Source organism: Nonomuraea sp. LP-02 (assembly GCF_036289125.1).
GTDB classification, from domain to species: domain Bacteria; phylum Actinomycetota; class Actinomycetes; order Streptosporangiales; family Streptosporangiaceae; genus Nonomuraea; species Nonomuraea bangladeshensis.
Map to the genome: position 1 here is coordinate 7,019,096 of NZ_JAXCLK010000001.1, position 23,405 is coordinate 7,042,500.

18 protein-coding genes are annotated in these 23,405 nt (G+C 72.1%); 11 read left to right on the forward strand and 7 right to left on the reverse strand.

What is annotated here, in order from left to right:
* Positions 1-19 precede the first annotated feature (19 nt).
* From SMD20_RS33045 to SMD20_RS33060, 4 genes are all read right to left on the reverse strand, one after another.
* The gene (locus tag SMD20_RS33045; protein WP_329588835.1) at positions 20-913 is read right to left on the reverse strand and encodes a peptidase inhibitor family I36 protein; all 894 of its coding nucleotides are present in this window, start codon (positions 911-913) and stop codon (positions 20-22) included.
* Between the two features lie 53 nt (positions 914-966).
* Positions 967-1,812, reverse strand: a complete 846-nt coding sequence (locus SMD20_RS33050) for a peptidoglycan-binding domain-containing protein (RefSeq protein WP_329588837.1) — start codon at positions 1,810-1,812, stop codon at positions 967-969.
* 159 nt (positions 1,813-1,971) lie between these two features.
* Positions 1,972-2,607, reverse strand: a complete 636-nt coding sequence (locus SMD20_RS33055) for a response regulator transcription factor (RefSeq protein WP_329588839.1) — start codon at positions 2,605-2,607, stop codon at positions 1,972-1,974.
* Positions 2,604-3,731, reverse strand: a complete 1,128-nt coding sequence (locus tag SMD20_RS33060; RefSeq protein ID WP_329588841.1) for a sensor histidine kinase — start codon at positions 3,729-3,731, stop codon at positions 2,604-2,606. The genes SMD20_RS33055 and SMD20_RS33060 overlap by 4 nt, the downstream gene beginning before the upstream one ends.
* A gap of 112 nt (positions 3,732-3,843) precedes the next feature.
* Here SMD20_RS33060 and lgt point away from each other — a divergent pair, with 112 nt between their 5' ends.
* The 3 genes from lgt to SMD20_RS33075 all read left to right on the forward strand — a co-directional run bounded on the left by lgt (position 3,844) and on the right by SMD20_RS33075 (position 6,929).
* A complete protein-coding gene (gene lgt, locus SMD20_RS33065; RefSeq protein WP_329588843.1) occupies positions 3,844-4,665 on the forward strand; it encodes a prolipoprotein diacylglyceryl transferase in 822 nt (273 codons plus the stop codon).
* 76 nt (positions 4,666-4,741) lie between these two features.
* Positions 4,742-5,635: a CPBP family intramembrane glutamic endopeptidase gene (locus SMD20_RS33070; RefSeq protein WP_329588845.1), complete on the forward strand. Its 894-nt coding sequence runs from the start codon at positions 4,742-4,744 to the stop codon at positions 5,633-5,635.
* Positions 5,636-5,675: 40 nt separating this feature from the next.
* Positions 5,676-6,929, forward strand: coding sequence for a sensor histidine kinase (locus tag SMD20_RS33075; RefSeq protein WP_329588847.1), 1,254 nt, complete (start codon positions 5,676-5,678; stop codon positions 6,927-6,929).
* 3 nt (positions 6,930-6,932) lie between these two features.
* On the opposite strand, the gene SMD20_RS33080 is transcribed toward SMD20_RS33075, so the two are convergent.
* A complete protein-coding gene (locus tag SMD20_RS33080; protein WP_329588849.1) occupies positions 6,933-7,580 on the reverse strand; it encodes a response regulator transcription factor in 648 nt (215 codons plus the stop codon).
* Between the two features lie 288 nt (positions 7,581-7,868).
* Here SMD20_RS33080 and kdpF point away from each other — a divergent pair, with 288 nt between their 5' ends.
* From kdpF to SMD20_RS33110, 6 genes are all read left to right on the forward strand, one after another.
* Positions 7,869-7,958, forward strand: coding sequence for a K(+)-transporting ATPase subunit F (kdpF, locus tag SMD20_RS33085; protein ID WP_329588851.1), 90 nt, complete (start codon positions 7,869-7,871; stop codon positions 7,956-7,958).
* Positions 7,958-9,619 carry a potassium-transporting ATPase subunit KdpA gene (gene kdpA, locus SMD20_RS33090; RefSeq protein ID WP_329588853.1) on the forward strand — a complete coding sequence of 554 codons (1,662 nt, stop codon included), beginning with the start codon at positions 7,958-7,960 and terminating at the stop codon, positions 9,617-9,619. Before kdpF ends, kdpA begins: the two co-directional genes overlap by 1 nt.
* A 1-nt stretch (position 9,620) precedes the next feature.
* Positions 9,621-11,732 carry a potassium-transporting ATPase subunit KdpB gene (gene kdpB, locus SMD20_RS33095; RefSeq protein WP_329588856.1) on the forward strand — a complete coding sequence of 704 codons (2,112 nt, stop codon included), beginning with the start codon at positions 9,621-9,623 and terminating at the stop codon, positions 11,730-11,732.
* The gene (locus SMD20_RS33100) at positions 11,733-12,560 is read left to right on the forward strand and encodes a potassium-transporting ATPase subunit C (RefSeq protein ID WP_329588858.1); all 828 of its coding nucleotides are present in this window, start codon (positions 11,733-11,735) and stop codon (positions 12,558-12,560) included.
* Positions 12,561-12,621: 61 nt separating this feature from the next.
* A complete protein-coding gene (locus tag SMD20_RS33105) occupies positions 12,622-15,099 on the forward strand; it encodes a DUF4118 domain-containing protein (RefSeq protein WP_442942617.1) in 2,478 nt (825 codons plus the stop codon).
* Entirely contained in the window at positions 15,096-15,764 is a 669-nt protein-coding gene (locus SMD20_RS33110; protein ID WP_329588862.1) for a response regulator, read from the forward strand. Before SMD20_RS33105 ends, SMD20_RS33110 begins: the two co-directional genes overlap by 4 nt.
* Here the strand turns inward: SMD20_RS33110 and SMD20_RS33115 are convergent.
* Complete coding sequence (locus SMD20_RS33115) at positions 15,752-16,336, reverse strand: TetR/AcrR family transcriptional regulator (protein WP_329588864.1); 585 nt, start codon at positions 16,334-16,336, stop codon at positions 15,752-15,754. The two genes, SMD20_RS33110 and SMD20_RS33115, sit on opposite strands and share 13 nt — an antisense overlap.
* A gap of 109 nt (positions 16,337-16,445) precedes the next feature.
* Between SMD20_RS33115 and SMD20_RS33120 the strand changes: the two genes are divergently transcribed.
* Positions 16,446-17,003: a hypothetical protein gene (locus SMD20_RS33120; protein ID WP_329588866.1), complete on the forward strand. Its 558-nt coding sequence runs from the start codon at positions 16,446-16,448 to the stop codon at positions 17,001-17,003.
* On the opposite strand, the gene SMD20_RS33125 is transcribed toward SMD20_RS33120, so the two are convergent.
* On the reverse strand, positions 16,987-19,770 hold the full coding sequence (locus SMD20_RS33125) for an AfsR/SARP family transcriptional regulator (protein ID WP_329588868.1): 2,784 nt from the start codon (positions 19,768-19,770) through the stop codon (positions 16,987-16,989). The genes SMD20_RS33120 and SMD20_RS33125 overlap by 17 nt on opposite strands.
* Before the next feature lie 146 nt (positions 19,771-19,916).
* Here SMD20_RS33125 and SMD20_RS33130 point away from each other — a divergent pair, with 146 nt between their 5' ends.
* Positions 19,917-23,375, forward strand: coding sequence for a LamG-like jellyroll fold domain-containing protein (locus tag SMD20_RS33130; RefSeq protein ID WP_329588871.1), 3,459 nt, complete (start codon positions 19,917-19,919; stop codon positions 23,373-23,375).
* The last annotated feature ends 30 nt before the right edge of the window (positions 23,376-23,405 follow it).

Below are 23,405 nucleotides of genomic sequence, written 5' to 3' on the forward strand. Positions count from 1 at the left end.
TGGTCGCGGCCGGGGAGCGTTATCGGATGCTGTAGCCCTGGGAGTTCCAGAACGAGGTGGGGTTCGGGTTGTCGAGGTGCGGGTCGCCGACGCTCTTGGCGGCGCGCGTCTGCCGCCCGAGGCGCATCTCGACGTGGGTGTGCGCGGACGAGCTGCTCGACACGCCGCGCCACGACTCGGTGGCGATCACCTGGCCGCGGCTGACCTGCTGGCCCACCCTCAGCGAGGACACCGGGGCGGAGTGCAGGTAGATCACCGTCTTGTTCAGCGAGGAGTTGTAGATGGCGATCGTGGAGAGGTTCGCCCTGCCGGTGGCGCCGCGTACGACGTTGATGACCTGGCCCGCCACCAGGGCGTGCACGTTGGAGCCGATGCCGCGGGCGATGTCGATGCCCTCGTGCCGGCCGGAGGTGGAGGTGTAGCCGTCGAAGCCGCAGGTGATCCGGCCGGTCGCCGAGTACAGCGAGTACGACATGGCGCCGCCGCTCCCCGACGACGACGGGCTGAACTGGTGCGAGGCGTTCTGGTTCTTCAGCGTGGCGTTCAGGTTGGCCTTCGCGCCGGCGGCGAAGTCCTGGTAGCTGCCGGCGTAGCCGGTGTTGAAGTACACGCGGACGGTCTTGCCGCTCCGGTTCCAGACGGAGGCGGCGGAGTTCTTGATGCAGGTGCCCTTGCCCGCGCCGGTGCCCTTGAAGTCGTAGCAGGTGGGCTGGGTGGTGCTGTAGTCCGGGATCGATCCGGTGAAGTCGGAGACCGATCCCTGCTGATTGCTGTTGAAGTAGTAGCAGAACTCGCCGGTGTCGCAGACCCCGTCGCGGTTCGCGGCCGAGGCGGGGGCCGCGGTGCCGAGCACCGCTCCGCCGAGCGCCATCGCGGCGGTCGTGGCGGTGAGGATCCTGGTGAGCTTGCTCATGCTGTTCTCCTGTCTGTGCTGCATGGGATCGGGATCGGGATGGAAGTACGGGGTCAGCGCCGCCGGTACTCCTCCCAGGTGCGGATGGTCGTGCGCGGGCCGTCGTCCGGACCCCGGTTGGCGAGCCCGTTCAGACCGAGGTAGTAGTCACCGACCTGGTGCTGGGCCTGGCTGGACAGATCCGGGTCGCTGATGGCGACGGCGTGGATGTGCCAGGGCCAGTCGCCCTGCTGAGGGCTGCGCAGCCAGGCGGCGAAGCCGACGAGACGCAGCGCCCGGACGACGGCGGTGCGGGTGGCGGCGTTCATCCCCTCCACGGAGACGTCGACGACGCCGCCGCCGTCATGGGTGCCGACGGACGTGGGGTCGCCCCCGGGGTTGTACGACCCCTGGTCCAGCGCGAAGTCCCGGCCGAGCAGCCGCCTGGCCTCCGCCAGCATGTCCCGCGTACGGGCGTTGAGCACGGAACCGCCGACGGACACCCGAGCGCCCGGGGTGATGACGCGGGTGACCGTGAAACGGCCGGCGCCGAGCTTGGTGAGCGACGTCTTGCCCGGCAGGCCGTTGGCGTCGAGACCGCTGAGGCCGAGCGACTTCTGGTAGTTCGCGTAGGCGGCGACCGTCGTGGTGCCGAAGTAGCCGTCCACCCACTTCGCGTCGAGAAGGCGGAGGTCACGCAGCGCCTGCTCGACGAGGAGCACGCCGGCCTTGGCGCCCGGGGTCAGCGTGTTGTCGGGCCGCCGCGGGTCGATCTGGGCCGCCTTGACGGCGGCTTCCATGTTCACGGCGGGAAGGGCCTCAGCGTCGGCCTTCTGCGCCGCCGCCGCCCCGGTCACCCCACTCAGCGGGGCGATCAGGACGGCCGCCGCGAGCAGGGCGGCGCATGAGGACAGCTTCATCGGGTTCTCCTGGTTCGCGGGGCCGGGGGGCGATTCCGGTGTGGCGGAACCCAAGGTGGCGGCTCGCCCGCGTGTCCGGTAGGAGATCCGTGTTGTCAGCCTGTTCGACGTGCTCCTGCCTGCGGAATTACACGTCGCCTGACAGGCGGCCGGGTGGCGTCAGCCGCCGAGGCGGATGATCCCCCGGGTGGCCGCCACGGTCACGGCGGCGGTGCGGTCGTCCACGCCGAGCTTGGCGAAGACGTGCAGCAGGTGGGTCTTGACGGTGGCCTCGCTGATGCACAGGTGGGCGGCGATGGCCTTGTTGCTCATCCCCTGGGCGACCGCGCCCAGGACCTCGATCTCCCGGCCGCTGAGCGCGCCTGGCGCGTCGGCGCGGGCCCACGACAACACCCGGGTCGCTATCGACGGCGACAGGGCGCTCTCGCCCTGGGCCGCCGCCCTGATCGCGGCGAACAGCTGCTCGCGGTGGCTGTCCTTGAGCAGGTAGCCGATCGCTCCTGCGTCGATGGCGCGGGAGATGTCGCCGTCGGTGTCGTACGTGGTCAGCACGATCACCCTGGCGCCGGGGTCGTCCGCGCGGATCCGGCTGATCGCCGTCGCGCCGTCGAGCTCGGGCATCTGCAGGTCCATCAGCGTGACGTCCGGCCGCAGCGCGCGCGCCAGGCGCACCGCGTCCGCGCCCGAGACCGCCTCGCCGACCACCTCCAGGTCGTCCTGCGTCCCGAGCATCGCCCGGATGCCGTCACGGACCACCGGATGATCGTCGGCGATCAGCACGCGGATCGCGCTCATCGCGCCCCCACGGGGAGGCTGGCCACGACCGTCGTGCCCTCCCCGGACGCGCTCTCCACGAGGAGCGTGCCGCCGAGCTGCGCCATCCGTTCCGACATGATCAGCAGACCGTGACCGGCGGCGGCCCGCCCAGGATCGAAGCCGTCGCCGTCGTCGTGGACGTCCAGCACGACCAGGTCGTCCATGTACGACAGGGTCAGCGTGACCCGCTCGGCGCGCGCGTGGCGGCGCGCGTTGGCGACCGCTTCCTGCGCCACCCGCAGCAGCTCCACCTGGACCTGCCCGTCCAGGGGCCGCAGCGTACCGGTGATCACGGCGTGCGCGTCGATGCCGGTCTCGTCGGACAGCCGGCCCGACAGCCGCCGCAGCGCCTCCGGCAGGCCGCCGTCGTCGAGCTCACCCGGCCGCAGCGCCCGCACCACGCGGCGGCTCTCCGTGAGGTTCTCCCTCGCCGTACGCAACGCCTGCGCCAGGTGCCGGTCGCCGGGCGAGCGCTCCTGCGCCGCCTCCAGCAGCATCACCACGCTGGCGAACCCCTGGGTCAGGCTGTCGTGGATGTCGCGCGCCAGCCGCTGCCGCTCGGCGGCCACGCCCGCCTGCCGTTCGGCCGCCGCCCGCGCCTCCTGGGCGGCCTGCAACTGGTCGATCAGCTCCTTGCGCTCGGCGCTCTGCCGGGCCACGGAGGAGAAGTAGCCCACCGAGGTGGCCGCGCTGACCGCGATCAGCACGGTGATGGCGAGCTCGGTCCAGCTGATCGACCCGCCGTGGTGGTAGCTGTGCCACAACCAGCCGCCGGCGCACGACAGCACCGCGACCAGCCCGATCCGCACGGCGTCCATGCAGTACGGCACCAGCACGCACAGGCAGACCACCAGGAACGACCGGTCGATCGCGAACAGCCCCAGCCAGAGCAGCCCGCCGCCGGCCACGTACGGCAGGGGCACCTCGCCGGCCGGAGGCGTGCGCAGCACGAACCACACCGCGTACCAGGCGGCCAGCCCGGCCACGAGCGCCACCGGCAGGGCCTCGCCCACCTCCATCAGCGGGCCGGCCGAGGTCAGCACCAGCCACGACCCGAAGAAGGCGTGCTGCCACCGGCGCCGGGACCGCTCCCAGGACTCCACGGCATCGACGATAACCAGCCGTCCGCCGGTCCGGCATCAACCAGTCGACTGACCCGGGAATCGGCGTCCCGCTCGATGCGCGCCCGGCCGCCGCGGAACGAGACTCGGCGGTGTGACAGCCATCCCTAGCCCGTCCCAGGGCGTCTGGCATCTCGGGCCGCTGCCCGTCCGCGCGTACTCGCTGCTCATGGTGCTCGCCATCGTCGTCGGCGTCTGGGTCACCCGCCGCCGCTGGGCCGCCCGCGGCGGCGAGCCTGACACCGTCGTGGACATCGCCACCTGGGCCGTGCCGTTCGGCCTGGTCGGGGCGCGTCTCTACCACGTGGCCACCGACTGGCGGCAGTACTTCGGCCCCGGCGGCGAACCCCTGCGCGCCTTCGCGATCTGGGAGGGCGGGATCAGCATCTGGGGCGCCGTCGCCGGGGGCGCGCTCGGCGCGTGGCTGGCCTGCCGCCGGCGCGGCATCCCGCTGCGCGACTTCGCCGACGCCGTCGCGCCCGGCATCGCGCTCGGGCAGGCCATCGCGCGCTGGGGCAACTGGTTCAACCAGGAGCTGTACGGCAGGCCGACCGACCTGCCGTGGGCGCTGGAGATCGACCCCGCCCACCGGCCGACCGGCATGGAGTCCACGGCGACGTACCATCCGGCCTTCCTCTACGAGTCGCTGTGGGACCTGGGGGTGGCCGGGCTCGTCCTCTGGGCCGAACGCCGCTTCCACCTGGACCGCGGCCGGACCTTCGCGTTGTACGGCGCGGCCTACGCCACCGGACGCGCCTGGATCGAGTGGCTGCGCGTGGACCCCGCCCCTCTCGTCCTCGGCTTGCGCCTCAACGTCTGGACCGCGCTGCTGACCCTCGGCGCGGCCCTCACGTACCTGATCGTCACCCGCGGACCACGGGCCGGTACCCCTGGCTGTACCTCCGTTGGGGCGTAGAGGGGAACGACCGGAAGGGGGCGTCGCTGGTGTGCTGATGACTGTCCATCAAGCGCTCCCCAAGGGAAACACCGACATGGCAGTCTTCGTCCGCCGTCACCCGCTGCTCAGCTTCTTCATCCTGGCCAACCTGTTGAGCTGGGTCGCCTGGTTGCCGTACATCCTGTCGCGGAACGGCACCGGAGTCCTGGACTTCGAGTTCCCCGCCCTGCTCGGCACCCCGCAGTTGCTCGGCATGCTGCCCGGCGCCTATCTCGGCCCGATCTTCTCCGCCTACCTCGTGACCAGGATCGCGGAGGGCAAGGAGGGCGTCCGCCGGTGGGTCGGGCGGATGACCAAGTGGCGGGTGAGCTGGGTCTGGTATCTGGTGACCGCCATCGGCGTCCCCGCCGCCATCATCGTCACCTGCCTCGCGATGACCGACGGGCAGTTCACCGCTCCTCCCGCCGCCGTGCTGGCGGCCTACGTCCCCAGTCTGCTGCTCCAGATGGTCACCACCGGGCTGGCGGAGGAGCCCGGCTGGCGTGACTTCGCGCTGGCGCGGATGCAGCGCAGGTTCGGCGCGCTGGGCTCCACGATCATCCTCGGCCCGCTGTGGGGGCTCTGGCACCTGCCGCTGTTCCTGTCGGAGTGGGGCGGGTACCCGGACGTCAGCCTGCAGCGGATCGCCGAGTTCGTGGCCTTCTGCTGCACCTTCAACGTGGTCGTCACCTGGGTCTTCAACCGGACCGGGCAGAGCCTGCCGCTGATCATGCTGCTGCACGTCAGCGTCAACAACTTCATGTCGGTCGCCTTCGCGGAGGTGTTCCCGACGCTCGCCACCCCCGAGCTGGCGTCCCGGGTCACCCTCCTCGCGGGCACCACGGGGGCCGTCGTGGTGCTCATCGCCACCCGCGGCCGTCTGGGTTACCGTCCGCCCGCGGAGCCCGTTCCGGCCGCGGCGGGAACGGAAGCCGTGACGGCCCGATGAGCCGGCGATAGCCTGTGGCGGGCCGGGGAGGTACTTACTCATGACGACCAACCGGGCCCCGCGGCGCGTGGACCTGGTCGCCCGGGGCCGTGCCGCGCTGGACGCCCTCGAACACCTCGTCGCCGGGATGGGCACGGCGGTCCTGGCGCTGGTGGCGCTCCTGACGGCCGTCCTCACCGGCCTGGCCTGTCTCGTCGGCGTGGGGGTGCCGCTGGTGCCGGCCGCGCTGCGCGGGTTGCGCGCGGTGGCCGACAGGGAGCGGGCCAGGCTCTCGCGCTGGGGCCCGGTGGAGCTCGTCGCCGCGTCCCCGCCGCCGGCCGGGCCGCTCGCGGCGCTCGCCGACGCGACGGTGCGGCGGGAGCTGGCCTGGGCGGTCGTGCACGGCTCCGCCGGGCTGCTCCTGGGCATGGCCGCCCTCACCCTCCCGCTGCACGCGGTGCAGGACGCGACCTTCGCGTTGTGGTGGTGGCTGCTGCCTCCTGAGGAGGCCGCGACCGCGGCGTACGGGATGTGGGAGGTCAGGGACGCGGCGGGCGCGTTCGCCGTCGCCGCGCTGGCCCCGGTCGAGATCGCGCTGACCGTCGTCGTCGCACCCTGGATGGCCCGGCTGCAGGCCTGGTCCGGGCGTCGCCTCCTGCGGCCCGGCGCCGACGTCGACCTGCACCTGCGGGTGGCGCAGCTCACCGCGACCCGCGCCGCCGTGCTCGACGCGCACGCCGCCGAGCTGCGCAGGATCGAACGTTCGCTGCACGACGGCACGCAGAACCGGCTCGTCGCCGTCAACGTGCTGCTCGGGGCGGCGCTCCGGGCGCTGGAGCGCGATCCGGCCACCGCCAGGGAGTCGCTCGAACGGGCGCAGAGCGCCGCGGAGCAGGCGCTCGGCGAGCTGCGCGGCGTGGTACGCACCATCCTGCCGCCCGTCCTGACCCACAAGAGCCTCGCCGACGCGCTCGCCGGTCTGGCCGCGGCCTGCCCGGTGCCCTGCCGGATCGACGCCGAACCGTCCGTCAGGGCCGCCGCCTCCGTCGAGGCCACCGCCTACTTCGTGGTGGCCGAGGCGCTCACCAACATCGCCAAGCACAGCGAGGCCGAGCGGGCCGTCGTCCGCGTACGCCGCCTCGGCGACCGGCTGCTCCTCCAGGTCACGGACGACGGCCGGGGCGGGGCGGACGAGCGCGGCTCCGGGCTCGCCGGCATCCGCGGCCGGGTCGAGGCGCACGACGGGACGTTCACGCTGAGCAGTCCGGCCGGCGGGCCGACGACCCTCGACGTGACCCTGCCTGCCGGGACGTGAGGGTCAGGTGCTCTCCAGGTAGCGCAGCACGGCGGCCACCCGGCGGTCGGTGCCGTCGGCGGGCTGCAGGTCGAGCTTGGCGAAGATGCTCCTGATGTGCTTGTGCACGGCCCCGCCGGTGACGACGAGCCGCTCGGCGATGGCGGAGTTGCCGAGCCCTTCGGCCATCAGGGCCAGCACGTCGCGCTCGCGCGGGCTGAGCCGGTCGAGCGGGTTGCCGGGCCGGTTGCGGGTCAGGAGCTGCGCGACCACCTCGGGGTCGATGGCGGTGCCGCCGTCCGCCACCCGGTGCAGCGCGGTCAGGAACTCCTGGACCCGCCCGACCCGCTCCTTGAGCAGGTAGCCGAGGCGGGCGCTGCCGTGGGCGAGCAGGTCGGTGGCGAACGCCTGCTCGACGTACGCCGACAGGACGAGCACGGCGAGGCCGGGCCGGCGCCGCCTGGCCTCGACGGCCGCCCTGATGCCCTCGTCGGTGTGGGTGGGCGGCATGCGGACGTCCACGATGGCGACGTCCGGCTCGTGCGCGGCCACGGCGTCGAGGAAGCCGGCCGCGTCCGGGGCGGTGGCCACCACGTCCAGCGCCTCGGCGCGCAGCAGCAGCGCCAGGCCCTCGCGCAGCAGGGGGTCGTCCTCGGCGATCACGATCCGCAAGGCGGCTTCACCTCCAGGCCCGCTGTCACAGTCCTCGCCCTCAGACCCTAGGCCAGAGCGGAGTGCGGCACGGCAGGCCCGGCGCGTAGGAAGGTCGTCAATATTTGGGCTGTGGCCGTATGAAATGCGTCAAGAACCACCAAACCTCCCAATCCTCATCGTTTGCTGGTGATGGGTCCCTCCGGACCTCTTTGAGCTGAGGAGTGGGATGGCAGACGTCATCTTCGTGGTCCTGACGATCGCGATCTTCGCGGTCCTCGGGGTCGTCGTGAAGGCGGTGGAGCGGCTGTGAGCGCCGTCAACGCCGCCGGTCTCGTGATCGCCGTGGCCCTGGTGATCTTCATGGTCGCCGCACTGCTGTTCCCGGAGCGCTTTTGATGAGCACGACCGTGGCAGGGATGGTCTTCGTCGCCTCCCTGATCATCGCGCTGGCCCTGGTGCACGTCCCGTTGGGGGACTACATGGCCCGCGTCTACTCGAGCACCAAGGACACCCGGCTCGAACGGGTGATCTACCGGCTGCTCGGCGTCCGCCCGGACGCCGAGCAGAGCTGGGGCGTGTACGCGCGCGCCCTGCTGGCGTTCTCGGCGGTGTCGGTCCTGGTCGTGTACGGCATCCAGCGCCTCCAGGACCGGCTGCCGCTGAGCCTGGGCATGGAACCGGTCACCGACCACATCGCCTGGAACACCGCGGTCAGCTTCGTCACCAACACCAACTGGCAGTCGTACTCCGGCGAGTCCACCATGGGCCACCTGACCCAGATGGCCGCCCTCGCGGTGCAGAACTTCGTCTCGGCGTCCGTCGGCATGGCGGTGGCGGTCGCCCTGGTCCGCGGGTTCGCCCGCCGCCGGTCCGACACCATCGGCAACTTCTGGGTGGACCTGGTCCGCGGCACGCTCCGCATCCTGCTGCCGATCGCGTTCGCAGGCGCGCTGGTCCTGGTCGCCGGCGGGCTGGTGCAGAATTTCTCCGGCCTGCGCGAGGTGACCACGCTCACCGGCGGCGTCCAGTCGATCACGGGCGGCCCGGTCGCCTCCCAGGAGGTGATCAAGGAGCTGGGCACGAACGGCGGCGGCTTCTACAACGTCAACTCCGCCCACCCCTTCGAGAACGCCGCCGCCTGGACGAACTGGCTGGAGATCTTCCTCATCCTGGTGATCCCGTTCTCGCTCACCCGTACCTTCGGCCGGCTGGTCGGCCAGGTCCGCCAGGGCTACGCGATCCTCGCCGTCATGGGCCTCCTGGCGCTGGCCAGCGTCGTGCTCACCAACGTGTTCGAGCTGTCCGGCGACGCCACCGTGCCGCACGCGGCGGGCGCGGCCATGGAGGGCAAGGAGGTCCGCTTCGGCGTCTCGAACTCGGCCACGTTCGGCGCGGCGACGACGCTCACGAGCACGGGAGCGGTGAACTCCTTCCACGACTCCTACACCCCGTTCGGCGGCATGATGACGATGGTCAACATGATGCTGGGCGAGGTCGCCCCCGGCGGGGTCGGCTCGGGCCTGTACGGCATGCTCGTCCTCGCCGTCATCACGGTGTTCGTGGCCGGGCTGATGGTCGGCCGCACCCCCGAGTACCTGGGCAAGAAGATCCGCGCCCGCGAGATCAAGCTCGCCTCGCTGTACTTCCTGGTCACCCCGATCCTGGTGCTGGTCGGCACCGCGTGCGCGATGAGCTCGGCCGAGCGGCGCGCGAGCATGCTGAACACCGGCCCGCACGGCCTGTCCGAGGTCCTGTACGCCTTCACCAGCGCCTCCAACAACAACGGCTCCGCCTTCGCCGGCCTCACCGTCAACACCCCCTGGTACGACGTGGCGCTCGGCCTGTGCATGGCCTTCGGCCGGTTCCTGCCGATCATCCTGGTGCTGGCCCTGGCCGGCTCGCTGGCCGCGCAGTCACCCGTCCCCGAGGGCGCCGGCACGCTCCCGACGTACCGGCCGCAGTTCGTCGGCATGGTCGTCGGCGTGACGATCATCCTGGTCGCCCTCACCTTCCTCCCCGCCCTGGCGCTCGGACCGATCGCAGAAGGACTGTCCTGACATGTCAACCCCCGTGCTGGAGAAACCGGCGCCGAAGCGGGACGGCCGGCCCGGCGGCCTGTTCGACCCGGAGCAACTGGTCCGCTCGCTGCCCGGCGCGCTGAGGAAGCTCAACCCCGTCGAGCTGTGGCGCAACCCGGTGATGTTCGTCGTGGAGGTCGGCGCGGCCTTCACCACCGTTCTCGCCGTGCTCGACCCGTCGTTCTTCGCCTGGGCGCTCGTGGCCTGGCTGTGGCTGACCGTCCTGTTCGCCAACCTGGCCGAGGCGATGGCGGAGGGCCGCGGCAAGGCCCAGGCGGCCACGCTGCGCAAGGCCAAGACGGACACCCAGGCCCGCCGGCTGGCGGACCCGGCCGACCCCACGCGCTGGGACGTCATCCGCGCCCCCGAGCTGCGGCAGGGCGACCACGTGATCGTCGAGGCGGGGGAGACCATCCCCGGGGACGGCGACGTCGTGGACGGCATCGCCAGCGTGGACGAGTCGGCCATCACCGGCGAGTCCGCCCCCGTCATCCGCGAGTCCGGCGGCGACCGCTCGGGGGTCACGGGTGGCACGAAGGTGCTGTCCGACCGGATCATCGTCAGGATCACCCAGAAGCCGGGCGAGAGCTTCGTGGACCGGATGATCGCCCTGGTGGAGGGCGCGAACCGGCAGAAGACGCCGAACGAGATCGCGCTCAACATCCTGCTGGCCGCCCTGACGATCATCTTCCTGGCCGCCACCGTGACCATGCAGCCGCTGGCCATCTACTCCAAGCTCGTCAACCCCGGCGTCGCCGACTCGCCCGCCCTCGACGCGAACGGCGTCACCGGCGTGGTGCTGGTCTCGCTGCTGGTCTGCCTCATCCCGACCACGATCGGCGCGCTGCTGTCGGCCATCGGCATCGCCGGCATGGACCGCCTGGTCCAGCGCAACGTCCTCGCCATGTCGGGCCGCGCGGTGGAGGCCGCGGGCGACGTCTCGACGCTGCTGCTGGACAAGACCGGCACCATCACCCTGGGCAACCGGCAGGCCGCCGAGTTCGTCCCGGTCCGGGGCGTCAGCGCGGCCGAGCTGGCCGAGGCCGCGCAGTTGTCCAGCCTGGCCGACGACACCCCCGAGGGCCGCTCCATCGTCGTGTTCGCCAAGGACCGCTTCGGCCTCCGCGAGCGTCAGGCGGGCGAGCTGGCACACGCCGAGTGGGTGCCGTTCACCGCGCAGACCCGCATGTCCGGGGTGAACCTGGACGGGCGCGAGGTCCGCAAGGGCGCCGCCACGGCGGTGATGAAGTGGGTGCGCGACGCCGGCGGCCACCCCACCGACGAGGCCGGCCACCTGGTGGACGGCATCTCCGCCTCCGGCGGCACGCCGCTGGTCGTCGCCGAGAAAGGCCGCGTCCTCGGCGTCATCCACCTGAAGGACGTGGTCAAGGCGGGCATGCGCGAGCGGTTCGACGAGATGCGCAGGATGGGCATCAGAACCGTCATGATCACCGGCGACAACCCGCTGACCGCCAAGGCCATCGCCGACGAGGCCGGCGTGGACGACTTCCTGGCCGAGGCCACCCCCGAGGACAAGCTCGCCCTGATCAGGCGGGAGCAGGAGGGCGGCCGCCTGGTCGCCATGACCGGCGACGGCACCAACGACGCCCCGGCCCTCGCCCAGTCGGACGTCGGCGTGGCCATGAACACCGGCACCTCCGCCGCCAAGGAGGCCGGCAACATGGTCGACCTCGACTCCAACCCGACCAAGCTCATCGAGATCGTCGAGATCGGCAAGCAGCTCCTCATCACGCGCGGCGCGCTGACCACGTTCTCCATCGCCAACGACATCGCGAAGTACTTCGCGATCATCCCGGCCGTGTTCGCGGCCGTCTATCCAGGTCTGGACGCGCTGAACGTCATGCGTCTGAGCAGCCCCCAGTCCGCCATCCTGGCCGCGGTGATCTTCAACGCGCTGGTCATCGTCGCGCTGATCCCGCTCGCCCTGCGCGGCGTGCGCTACCGGCCGTCCAGCGCGTCCAAGCTGCTGTCCCGCAACCTGTACGTCTACGGCCTCGGCGGCGTCGTCGCGCCCTTCATCGGCATCAAGATCATCGACCTGCTGGTCCAGTTCCTCCCGGGGATGTCCTAGATGAAACGCCTTCCGAGCCCGCTGCGCCGGCACCTCGCCGCGCTCCGTGCCGTCGCCGTACTCACCGTCCTGCTCGGCCTGATCTATCCGCTGGTCACCACCGGCCTCGCCCAGGTGCTGTTCCACGACAACGCGAACGGCTCCCTCATCAGGGACAGAGGCAGCTCGCTCATCGGCCAGTCCTTCACCGACGCCGCCGGCCGGCCGGTCAGGAAGTACTTCCAGTCCCGCCCGTCGGCCGCCGGCGACGGCTACGACCCCACGTCCACCTCGGCGAGCAACCTCGGCCCCGAGGACGTCGTGGACGTCCTGCCCGCCGACGGCCAGAAGGGCAGGCGATCGCTGCTCACACAGGTGTGCGCCCGCTCCAAGGCGGCCGGCGAGCTGGAGGGCGTCAGCGGCGCCCGCCCTTACTGCACGCCCGACGGGGCCGGCGCGGTGCTCAAGGTCTTCCCCGGCCGCGTCGTCAGCGTCAACCAGCCCTGCCCCGCCACCCCCTTCGTCGCCACCTGGCAGGGCGTACCGGTCGAGTGCGCCAGGCCGGGGGAGGACTACGCGGCCGGCCGCACCGTGCCCGTCCGCGGGAACGCCCCCGCGTCCCCCGCCGTCCCCGCCGACGCGGTCACGGCGAGCGGCTCCGGCCTGGACCCGCACATCTCGCCGGCCTACGCCGCGCTCCAGGCCCCGCGCGTGGCGAAGGAGCGCGGCCTGCCCCTGGACCGGGTGAGGGCGCTGATCGAGGAGCACACCACGGGGCGCATACTGGGCTTCATGGGCGAACCCGCCGTCAACGTGCTCGAACTCAACCTCGCCCTCGACGAGGGCTGACGTGCGAGGACGGCTACGGGTCTACCTCGGGGCGGCCCCCGGGGTGGGCAAGACGTACGCGATGCTCAGCGAGGGCCGGCGCGCGCTCGAACGCGGCCGTGACGTGGTCGTGGGCCTGGTCGAGACGCACGGCCGGCCCCGTACGGCCGTCCTGCTGGAGGGCATGGAGATCGTCCCGCGCAGGACCGTCTCCTATCGCGGGGCCACCTTCACCGAGCTGGACGTGCGGGCGGTCATCGCGCGCCGGCCGAAGGTGGCGCTGATCGACGAGCTGGCGCACACCAACGCGCCGGGCTCGGGGAACGTCAAGCGCTGGCAGGACATCGACGAGATCCTGGACGCCGGCATCGACGTCATCTCCACGGTCAACATCCAGCACCTGGAGTCGCTCAACGACGTCGTCCAGGAGATCACGGGGGTCCCGCAGCGCGAGACCGTGCCCGACGAGGTCGTCCGCAGGGCCGACCAGATCGAGCTGGTCGACATGTCCCCGGAGGCGCTGCGCAGGCGCATGGCGCACGGCAACGTGTACGCCCCGGAGAAGGTCAGCGCGGCCATGTCGAACTACTTCCGGGTCGGCAACCTCACCGCGCTGCGCGAGCTGGCCCTGCTCTGGGTCGCCGGCAAGGTCGACGACCAGCTCGACCGCTACCGCGCCGACCACGGCATCGCCGACACGTGGGAGACCAGGGAACGGGTGGTGGTCGCCCTGACCGGCGGCCCCGAGGGCGACACGCTGGTGAGGAGGGCGGCGCGCATCGCGGCCCGCACCAAGGGCGCCGACCTGCTGGCCGTCCACGTGGCCAGCGCCGACGGGCTGGCCGGCGCCGACCCCGCCCACCTGGTCCGCCAGCGCTCTCTCGTGGAGAGCATGGGCGGCACCTACCACCAGGTCGTCGGCGGCGACGTGCCGCGGGCGCTGCTCGACTTCGCCCGTGGCGTCAACGCGACCCAGCTCGTCCTCGGCGCCTCCCGCCGGGGCCGCTTCGCGCAGATCCTCTCGCGCGGCGTCGGCGTGGAGACCGCCAGCCTGTCCGGCTCGATCGACGTCCACCTCGTCACCCACGAGGAGGCCAAGAAGGGCCGCAGGCGGCCGGAACGCGCCCGCGCCGCCCTGACCCGCGAACGGCGGCTGGCCGGCTGGGCCGTCGCGATGGTCGGCCTGCCGGCGCTGACCGCGACGCTCGCCCCCTTCCGTGACGTGCTGCAACTGCCGAGCGAGATCCTGCTGTTCCTGCTCCTGGTCGTCGGCGTCGCCCTCATCGGCGGCATGTGGCCGGCCATCGCCGCCGCCGTCGGCGGGTCGCTGCTGCTCAACTGGTTCTTCACCCCGCCCGTCGGGTTCATCACGATCGCCCACCCCGAGAATCTGCTGGCGCTGATCGTGTTCGTGCTGGTCGCGGCCGCGGTCAGCACGATCGTCGACGTGGCGGCCCGGCGTACCCGGCAGGCCGCCCGCGCCGCCGCGGAGGCCGAGGTGCTGTCCACGCTGGCCGGGCACGTGCTGCGCGGCGACGCCGCGCTGCCCTCCCTGCTGGGACGGCTGCGCGAGACGTTCGGGCTCGACTCGGTCACCCTGCTCGAACGCATCGGCGACCCCACCCCCGACGACCAGGCCGATCCCCGTGCCTGGCGCATCATCGCCACCTCGGGGAACGAGCCCTGCACCGCGCCCGCCGCCGCGGACACCGACGTCGTGATCAGCGACGAGCTGATGCTCGCCGCCCGCGGCCAGCTGCTCAACGCCGGCGACCGGCGGGTGCTGGAGGCGTTCGCCGCCGAGGCGGCCGTCGCGCTGCGCCAGGAACGCCTGGAGGAGGAGGCCGAGCTGGCCAGGCCGCTGGCCGAGGCCGACAAGATGCGCACCGCGCTGCTCGCCGCCGTCAGCCACGACCTCCGCACCCCGCTCTCGGCCGCCAAGGCGGCTGTCGAGAGCCTGCGCGGCGACGAGGTGGAATGGACGGACGAGGACCGCGACGAACTGCTCGCCACCGCAGACGAGTCCCTGGTCCGGCTCGACCGGCTCGTGGAGAACCTGCTCGACATGAGCCGTCTGCAGGCCGGCGTCCTCGGCCTCTCGCTCCTGCCCGTCGCCCTGGAGGAGGTCGTGCCCCGGGCCGTGGACGACCTCGGCCCGCTGTGCGAGCGCGTCGTGAACGACGTGCCCGTCGAGCTGCCCGACATCGTCGCCGACCCGGCCCTGCTGGAGCGCGTCCTCTCCAACCTCATCGCCAACGCCGTCCGCTACAGCCCGCCCGGCCACAAGGTGCTGATCACCGCCGGCCGGCACGGCGACCAGGTCGAGATCAGGGTCGTCGACCGGGGCCCCGGCATCCCGCCCCAGGACCACGAGCGGGTGTTCCTGCCGTTCCAGCGGCTCGGCGACCGCGACAACGGCGCCGGCGTCGGTCTCGGCCTCGCGCTCTCGCGCGGGCTCACCGAGGCCATGGGCGGCACGCTCATCCCCGAGGAGACGCCAGGAGGAGGTCTCACGATGATCGTCAGCATGCCGGTCCACCCCGGGGCGGCGGCGCCATGACCAAGATCCTGGTCGTGGACGACGAGCCGCAGATCCTGCGGGCGCTCCGCATCAACCTGGCCGCCCGGCACTACGAGGTCGCGGTCGCCGCCGACGGCTCCTCCGCGCTGCGCCAGGCCGCCGAATGGCGTCCCGACCTCATCGTCCTCGACCTCGGGCTGCCCGACATCGACGGCGTGGACGTCATCCACGGCCTGCGCGGCTGGACCAGCGTCCCCATCGTCGTCCTGTCCGGCCGGGCCGGGAACCAGGACAAGGTAGGCGCACTGGACGCCGGCGCCGACGACTACGTGACGAAACCCTTCGGGATCGAGGAGCTGCTGGCCCGCATCCGCGCCGTCTCCCGCCGTACCAGCGTGCAGGAGGCCGAGCCGGCGCCCATCCGCCTCGGCGACCGCACCGTGGACCTGGTCGGCAAGACCGTCTCCGGCGGGATCAGGCTCACCCCCACCGAGTGGCACATCCTGGAGATCCTGCTGCGCAACCCCGGCAAGCTGATCCCCCAGCGCTACCTGCTCGCCGAGGTGTGGGGCAGCAAGCACGTCAAGGAGACCCACTACCTGCGCCAGTACATGGCCCAGCTCCGCAGGAAACTCGAACCCGACCCCGCCCACCCCCAGCACCTGATCACCGAACCGGGCATGGGCTACCGCTACGCGCCGTGAACAGGCCCTCCGGCCCGCTGGAGGACCAGCTCGACGCCGTGCAGGAACGTCTCGCCGACCGCCACCGGGTCGGTGAGGCAGCCCGCCGCCATCGCGCCGTCGCGCAGCATGACGACGTGCCGGCCCGCGGGCTCGGGCGGCGTCTCCCCGGCCCGCGCGAGCAGGTCGGTGACGGTGCTCAGGAACCACTGGCGGTGCGCGAGCACGGCTCGGTGCACGGGATGCTCGGGGTCCGGATATTCGGCCACGGCGTTGAGGAAGGCGCAGCCGCGGAAACCGGGCGTCCTGATGTCCTCGGCTATCGACCCGGCGATGGCCCGCAGGATGTCGGCCGCCGGCCGGCCGCTGCCGAGCGCTTCGCCGACCCGGTCGTGGATGGCCTGGTCGGCTCCGCGCAGGTAGGCGACGACGAGCTCGTCCTTGCTGGGGAAGTGCCGGTACAGCGTCGCGCGGGTCACCTTCGCCTCCGCGACGATCCGGTCGATCCCGACGGTGTGCAGCCCTTCCGCGTAGAAGAGCCGGGTGGCGGTCCCGAGCAGCCGTGATCGCGCTTCTGACGTGTTCTGCACCATTGCAGGGAGCCTAGCAGATAGAACGTTCGGTCTTGACAGGTCCGACGGCACGCTGCCACTCTTGCGACAACGAGACCGAACGTTCTATCTCTTCTGGGAAGGGAACCCCGTGAGCACCGTCACCGCCTCCACCTCCACCGTCGCCGCCTCCCTGCGGCGGCTGTACTTCGTCCGTTTCGGTTTCGCGCTCGTCTGGGCCGGCCTGCTGGCCGTGACCGCGTCGGGCCTCGGGCCGGTCAGCGTCGCCCTGCTGGTGCTCTACCCCCTGTTCGACGGGGTCGCGGCCATCGTCGACGCCCGCTCGTCGAAGGCGACGGGCTCGGCACTGAGCCTGTACGCGAACATCGCGGTCAGCTGGGCCACCGCCATCGGCCTGGCCTTCGCCGCAGGGTCCGGCGTCCCGGCCGTGCTGCGCGTGTGGGGCGCCTGGGCCGTCGTGTCCGGCCTCATCCAGCTCGCCGTCGGCGTGATCCGCCGTCACCTCGGCGGCGGCCACTGGCCGATGATCATCAGTGGCGCCATCTCGACGGTCGCCGGGACCTCGTTCGTCCTGCAGGCCGCCCAGCAAAGCGCGTCGCTGGTCAGCCTCGCCGGCTACGCCACGCTCGGCGGCCTGTTCTTCCTGGCCTCGGCGCTGCGCCTCGGCCGGGTCACCCGTGGACGTTGAGCGCGGCGAGCTGTCCCCGGACGCGCTCGGCATCCGCGCCGCGCTGCTGAGCCAGGTAGAGGCCGAGGGCCTGACGCCAGGTGAGGCGGGCCTGGTCAGGGCGGCCGAGCGCCGCCTGGGCATGGCCGATCCTGTCCAGGGTGTCTGCTTCGCTGTAGGAGTAGCCAAGACTCTGGAACAGGACGCGGGCCTGCTCGTAGTGGGTGAGCGCCTCGATGTGCCGGCCGCTGTTGTGGGCGACGTAACCGAGACTGCTCAGCATGTCGGCCTCGCCCTCGGGGTCGTCGTGCTCGCGGTAGATGCCGAGCGCCGTCTCGCACTTCGTGACCGCCTCGTCGTGCCTGCCGGACTCGGCGTGGAACCAGCCGATGGTGGCGAGCGCGTCCGCCTCCCACACCGGGTTGCCGAGAGCCCGGTACAGCCGCGCGGCGCGGGTGAGGTGGTCCACCGCTCGCCGGTCGGCGCCCCGCCCCTTCTCCGCCCATCCGAGACCTATGCGGATGTGGGCTTCCGCCATGGTGTCCGCGGTCTCCTCGGCGAGCGCCAGGGCGAGCTCCAGGTGGTGGCGGGACTCGTCGTGCCGGCCAAGCTCGCACAGGTTGTTGCCGAGGAACCGGTGGGCCTGGGTCCGGGCGGCGACGTCACCCAGCCGTTCGGCGGCGGCGAGGCTCACCTGCCAGAGGGCGAGGTCCTCGTGCAGGCGTCCGCCCCGCCGGTGGAAGGTGCGCAGCGTCCAGGCCAGCCGCCACACCGAGGCGTACCATCGCTGGTCGTCGGCGAGCCGGTGGGCGGCGAGCAGGCAGGCGTGCTCCGCCTCGAACCACGACAGGGCCGAGGCCAGGTCGGGCAACGGCTCAGGACGGCATCCGGCGGCCGGTTCGTCGAAGTCGATGCGTTCCCGATGCCGCTGCAGCAGCCGATCGCCGGCCTTGGCGGTGTGGAGGTAGAAGTCGACCAACCGGCGCAGGGCGGCGGCGCGGGCGTCTTCGGCCATGCCGGCGCGGGCGCGCTCCGCGGCGAACGCGCGGATGAGGTCGTGCATCCGGTAGCGGCCCGGCAGATGCTGCTGGATCAGGTGCGCGGCATCCAGTTTGCGCAGGATCGTGCCGGCCCGGCCGAGGGGCAGCGCGGCCAGGGACGCGGCGGCCGCGAGGCTGATGTCCGGTCCGGGAGCCAGGCCGAGCAGGGCGAGCAGAGCGGCCGCGTCGGGGTCGAGGGCGTCGTACGACCAGGAGAACACCGCCCGCACGCTCAGGTCCGCCTCGCCGGTGTCCAGCGCGTCCAGCCACGAGGAATGATCGGCGAGCTCCTCGGCGAGGACCGACAGCGGCAGGCCGGGATGGGCGGCGACCCGGGCGGCGACGATGCCCAGCGCCAGCGGCAGGTTGCCGCAGACGCGCAGCAGGTCCTCCACCGCTTCAGGTTCGGCGGTGAGCCGGTCGGCGCCGAGGTGCCGGACGAGCAGGTCGCGTGCCTCGTCCTGGCTCAGCACGTCCAGCAGGATCAGGCGAGCGCCGTGGCTGGCCACGAGAGTGGTCAGCTTGTTGCGGCTGGTGATCAGCACGGTGCAGGTGGAGTCGCCGGGCAGCAGCGGGATCACCTGGCTGCTGGTGGCCGCGTTGTCCAGGACGACGAGCATCCGCTTCCCCGCGACGAGGCTGCGGTACAGCGCGGCCTGCGCGTCGGGATCGGCCGGGATCGCGGCGGCGGCGACGCCGAGCGCGTCGAGGAAGCCGCGGACCGCCACGGCCGGGGACACCGGTTGCGTGCCGGGGGCGAAGCCGCGGAGGTTGACGTACAACTGCCCGTCGGGGAACCGATCGGCCTGCTGATGCGCCCAGTGCAGGGCGAGCCAGGTCTTGCCGATCCCGCCGGTCCCCGCGATCGCGGAGATCCCCATGGTGTCTCCGGGGTCCCGCGACGCGGCGGTGAGGACGCGCAACTCCTCGGCCCGGCCGGTGAACAGCTTCGGCGGCGCCGGGAGCTGCCGGGGGACCGGCGCCGACGCGGCCTTGAGCTCGATCGCCGGCGGGGCCAGCGCCGGATCGGCGGTCAGGATCTGCTGGTGCAGCCGTCGCAGCGGTGGGCTGGGGTCCGCGCCCAGCTCCTCGGCCAGGCGGATGCGGAGGTTCTGGTAGCGGTCGAGGGCGTCGGCCTGGCGGCCGTTGCGGTAGAGAGCGAGCATGAGCTGTCCGGCCAGGCGCTCGTCCAGCGGCCGCTCGGCCGCCTGCGTGGACAGCGCGGCCAGCAGCTCGTGATGCCGGCCGTGGCGTAGCAGCAGATCAGTGCGGTCCAGCTCGGTCCTGATCCGCTCGTTCTCCACCTCCGTGCGGACGGCACGGATCCAGGGGGTGTCCAGTTCGGCGAAGGGCTCTCCCCGCCACAGCGCGAGGGCCTGGTCGAACAGGTCGATGGCCGCCGGGCCCTCCGGGGTGGAGCGGGCCCTGGCGACCAAGCGGTGGAAGCGGTGCAGGTCCACCTTCTCCGGGTCGAGGGCCAGCACGTAGCCGCCGGCGCGACGGGCGATCTCCACCTCGCCGGCGAGGGCGGCCCGCAGCCGGCTGAGATAGGTGCGCAGCGTCCCTTTGGCCTGGTGCGGGGCGCGGTCCCCCCACACGCGCTCCACCATCTGGTCGGCCGAGACGGGCTGGTCGGGCTCGACCAGCAGGGCGGCCAGCAGACTGCGCTGGCGGGCCGGCCCGACGTCGACCGGACGGCCGTCCACGTACGCCTCGATGCTGCCTAACAGCCGGAACTCGACGGCCATGCGGCTCCAATCCTGGGCATTGCCGCCCGATCTTGTATATCGGCCTTGACTAGGTGATTCAAGGTTCTTTCCATCCATCATCAACGTTCGGAGGTGCACCATGTCCGCGGCCGTGTAGGCCGTCACGCACGCTTCTTGGAGGCTTCATGCGCCGCCGCACCCCCCAAGGTCTCCTGGCCGTCGTCCTGACGCTGCTGGCCGGCTGCCTGACCACGGCGCACACCGCCTCCGCCCACGCGGCGGCGGAGGAGGACGTGCCCGCGCGGACGGAACCAGAGGCGCTGGACCGGGCCCGTCACATCCAGAAGCGGGTCGAGGTGGGGCCGCTGCGTACGGAGACCCGCCAGGTGTTCGCCAACCCCGACGGCACGTTCACCTCCGAGACCTCGGCGCTGCCCGAGCGGGTACGGCGGGACGGCGGCTGGGCCGACGTGGACCCGACCCTGACCTTCGCCGCCGACGGGAGCGTACGGACCGTGGCGACCCCGCTGGAGCTGACCTTCTCCGGCGGCGGGACGGGCCCGCTGGCCGCCATCGGCCAGGGCGGCCGCTCGGTCGCGATGACCTGGCCGGGCAGCATGCCGAAGCCGGTGCTCGACGGGGACACCGCGACCTACGGCGAGGTGCTGCCGGGCGTGGACCTCAAGGTGACCGCGTCGGTGCTCGGCTTCTCCGAGGTGCTGGTGGTGCGGACCAGGGAGGCCGCCGCCAACCCCGCGCTGAACGAGCTCGCCTTCGGCATGCGCGCGAAGGGGCTGTCGGTACGCAGGACGGAGACCGGCGGCCTGAGCGCCGTCACCGAGTCGGGGGCCGAGCTGTTCCACGCCCCGGCGCCGCGCATGTGGGACTCCTCGGGCACGACGGCCGCCCCCGCCACGCTGGAGGCGGGGCCGCGACGCGAGGGCAGGCAGGCCGTCATGGGCGTGGACGTCGCCAGGGACCGGCTCGCGATCACGCCGGACAGGACGTTGCTGACCGCCCCCGACACCGTCTATCCGGTGTACCTCGACCCGCAGTGGTCGGGGTCGAAGCTGGCCTGGACGTATGTGGACAAGGCCTATCCCGCCCAGAAGTACTGGAACTCCAGCCACATGCCCGAGGCCGGCGCCTACGGCGGCGGCGTCAAACGCTCGTTCTTCCGCATGGACTCCGACAACGTCAACGGCAAGCACGTCCTGCGGGCGACCTTCCGCATCACGCAGATCAAGTCCTGGGGCTGCACGTCCGACCCGCAGGCCGTGCAGCTCTGGCTCACCGGCGGCATCTCGACCTCGACGACCTGGAGCCACCAGCCGCCCTGGTCGGAGTGGCAGGACAGCGTGTCCTCCGACGCCGGCTACAGCTCCTCCTGCCCGGACAAGGGCATCGAGTTCGACGTGACCAAGGCGGTCGTCAAGGCGGCCAAGAGCGGCTGGTCGAACACCACGTTCGGGCTGAAGGACTACAACGACACCGGCGGCAGCGTGTGGGGCTGGAAGGGCTTCAGCAGCTCGCCCAAGCTCGTCATCGACTACAACACCCCGCCCGCGGCCCCGTCGGGCATCGGCACCTACCCGGCCTCGCCCTGCGCCACCGGTGCCGCCCGCCCGGCCGTCAACGCCGGCGACGCCGCGAACCCGCTCCAGCTCAAGGCCAAGATCTACGACCCGGACAAGGCCAACGACGGTGTGCGGGCGGAGTTCGTCCTGCACCACTGGAACACCGCCACCGCCGCGTGGGACGACATCACCTCGACCATGCCCGGCGGCGGCAGGACCGCCTACAAGTACACCACCTCGGCCACCGACCACTCGGTGAAGCTGGCCGGCCTGGTCACCGGCCACAACTACGCCTACAAGGTCAGGGCCTTCGACGGCACCGACTCCAGCGCCTGGAGCAAGTGGTGCGAGTTCACCGTGGACACCGTCGACCCGACCACCCTGCCGAAGGTGACCTCGCTCGACTACCCGGCCGACACGCCGGACGCCTGGCAGGGCAGCGTGGGCTGGGCGGGCAGCTTCACGCTGGCCCCCGGCGACGGCGAGAGCGACGTGACCGCCTTCCGCTGGGCGCTCGACGACAAGGCGGAGGCCACCGCCGCCACCCAGATCGCGATCCCCGCCGGGCAGACCTCCGTCAACGTGCGCATCGCCCCGCGCCACAGCTGGCTGAACGCCCTGATCGTCTTCCCCGTCGACCGGGCGGGCAACGTCGGCACGACGCCCGCCGTCTACAGCTTCTACGTCAACGACGGGTTCGGCCCCGAAGGACACTGGCGGCTGGACGAGACGGCCGGGACCACGGCCGCCGACTCCGGGGCGACGACCCACCCGGCGACGCTCGGCGGCGGCGCCACCTGGGGCGGCGGCCGCGTGGCCGGAGCCCTGCGCCTGGACGGCGGCACCGGCTACGGCAGCACGTCGGGCCCCGTGGTGCACACCGACCGGAGCATGAGCGTCTCGGCCTGGGTGCTGCTGAACGACAAGAGCAAGAACTCGACCGTGGTCAGCCAGAACGCCGTGCGCGGCTCCGGATTCCAGCTCTACTACTCCTCCGGCTACAAACGGTGGATCTTCAACAAGTTCGACGCGGACGTGGACGACATGACCGTCGTCCGCGCGATCAGCGACGCCGAGCCGACGACGGGGATCTGGACGCACCTGACGGGGGTGTGGGACGCGCCCGAGCGGCAGCTACGCCTCTACGTCAACGGCATCCTCCAGGCGACGACGGGCGCCTACCCGTACAAGCCGTGGGACGCGACCGGCCCGCTGCAGCTCGGGCGGGTGCAGTGGCACGGCACGTACATCGAGAACTTCGCCGGCGACATCGACGAGGTGAAGATCTGGAAGCGGGAGCTGTCCGACCACCCGGAAACCGTCACCGATCCCGCGCTCGGCAACGAGATCGCCGCCATGGCCAAGCAGCCGCCCATCCAGCGCGGCTGGTGGAAGTTCGAGGAGGGCACGGGCGCCACCGCGGTCAACACCACCGACAGCCGCTGGCCGGCGGCCCTCGCCGGCGGCGCCGGCTGGACCGGCGACGGCTTCGACGGCGGCGGCGCGCTCAGCCTCAACGGCACCACCGGCTACGCGGCCACCCCGTCGGCGCCGCTGCGCACCGACCACAGCTACGCCGTGACGGCGTGGGTGCGGCTGTCCGGCGACGACACCTGCGTGCTGCCGAGCCGCGCCATGACCGTCCTCGCCCAGGACGGAGGCACCTACAGCTCCTTCTACCTCGGCTACCGGCTCATCGCCGAGAACGGCGTCGCCGTGCCGCACTGGTCGTTCTCGACCAGCCCCAGCGCCACGAGCGGCACCCTGACGCACGCCACCTCGGCCGAGCGCGTCGACTGCTCGGCGCTCAACACCTGGACCCACCTGGCCGGCGTGTACGACGAGCAGGCCAAGCGGATCCGCCTCTACGTCAACGGCCAGCTCAACGACCAGCGCCCGGTCACGGGTGGCTGGGCCGGTGGCGCGCTGCAGCTCGGCCGCGCGAAGTACAACAGCGCCGCCGTGGACCACTTCGCGGGCGACATCGACGACGTCCGCGGCTACACCGGCACCCTGACCGACCACCAGGTCGTCAACATCGCGATGAACCTGCCACTCGACGGCTAGACCCGCGCCTCCCTCACGCTCACCGACGCC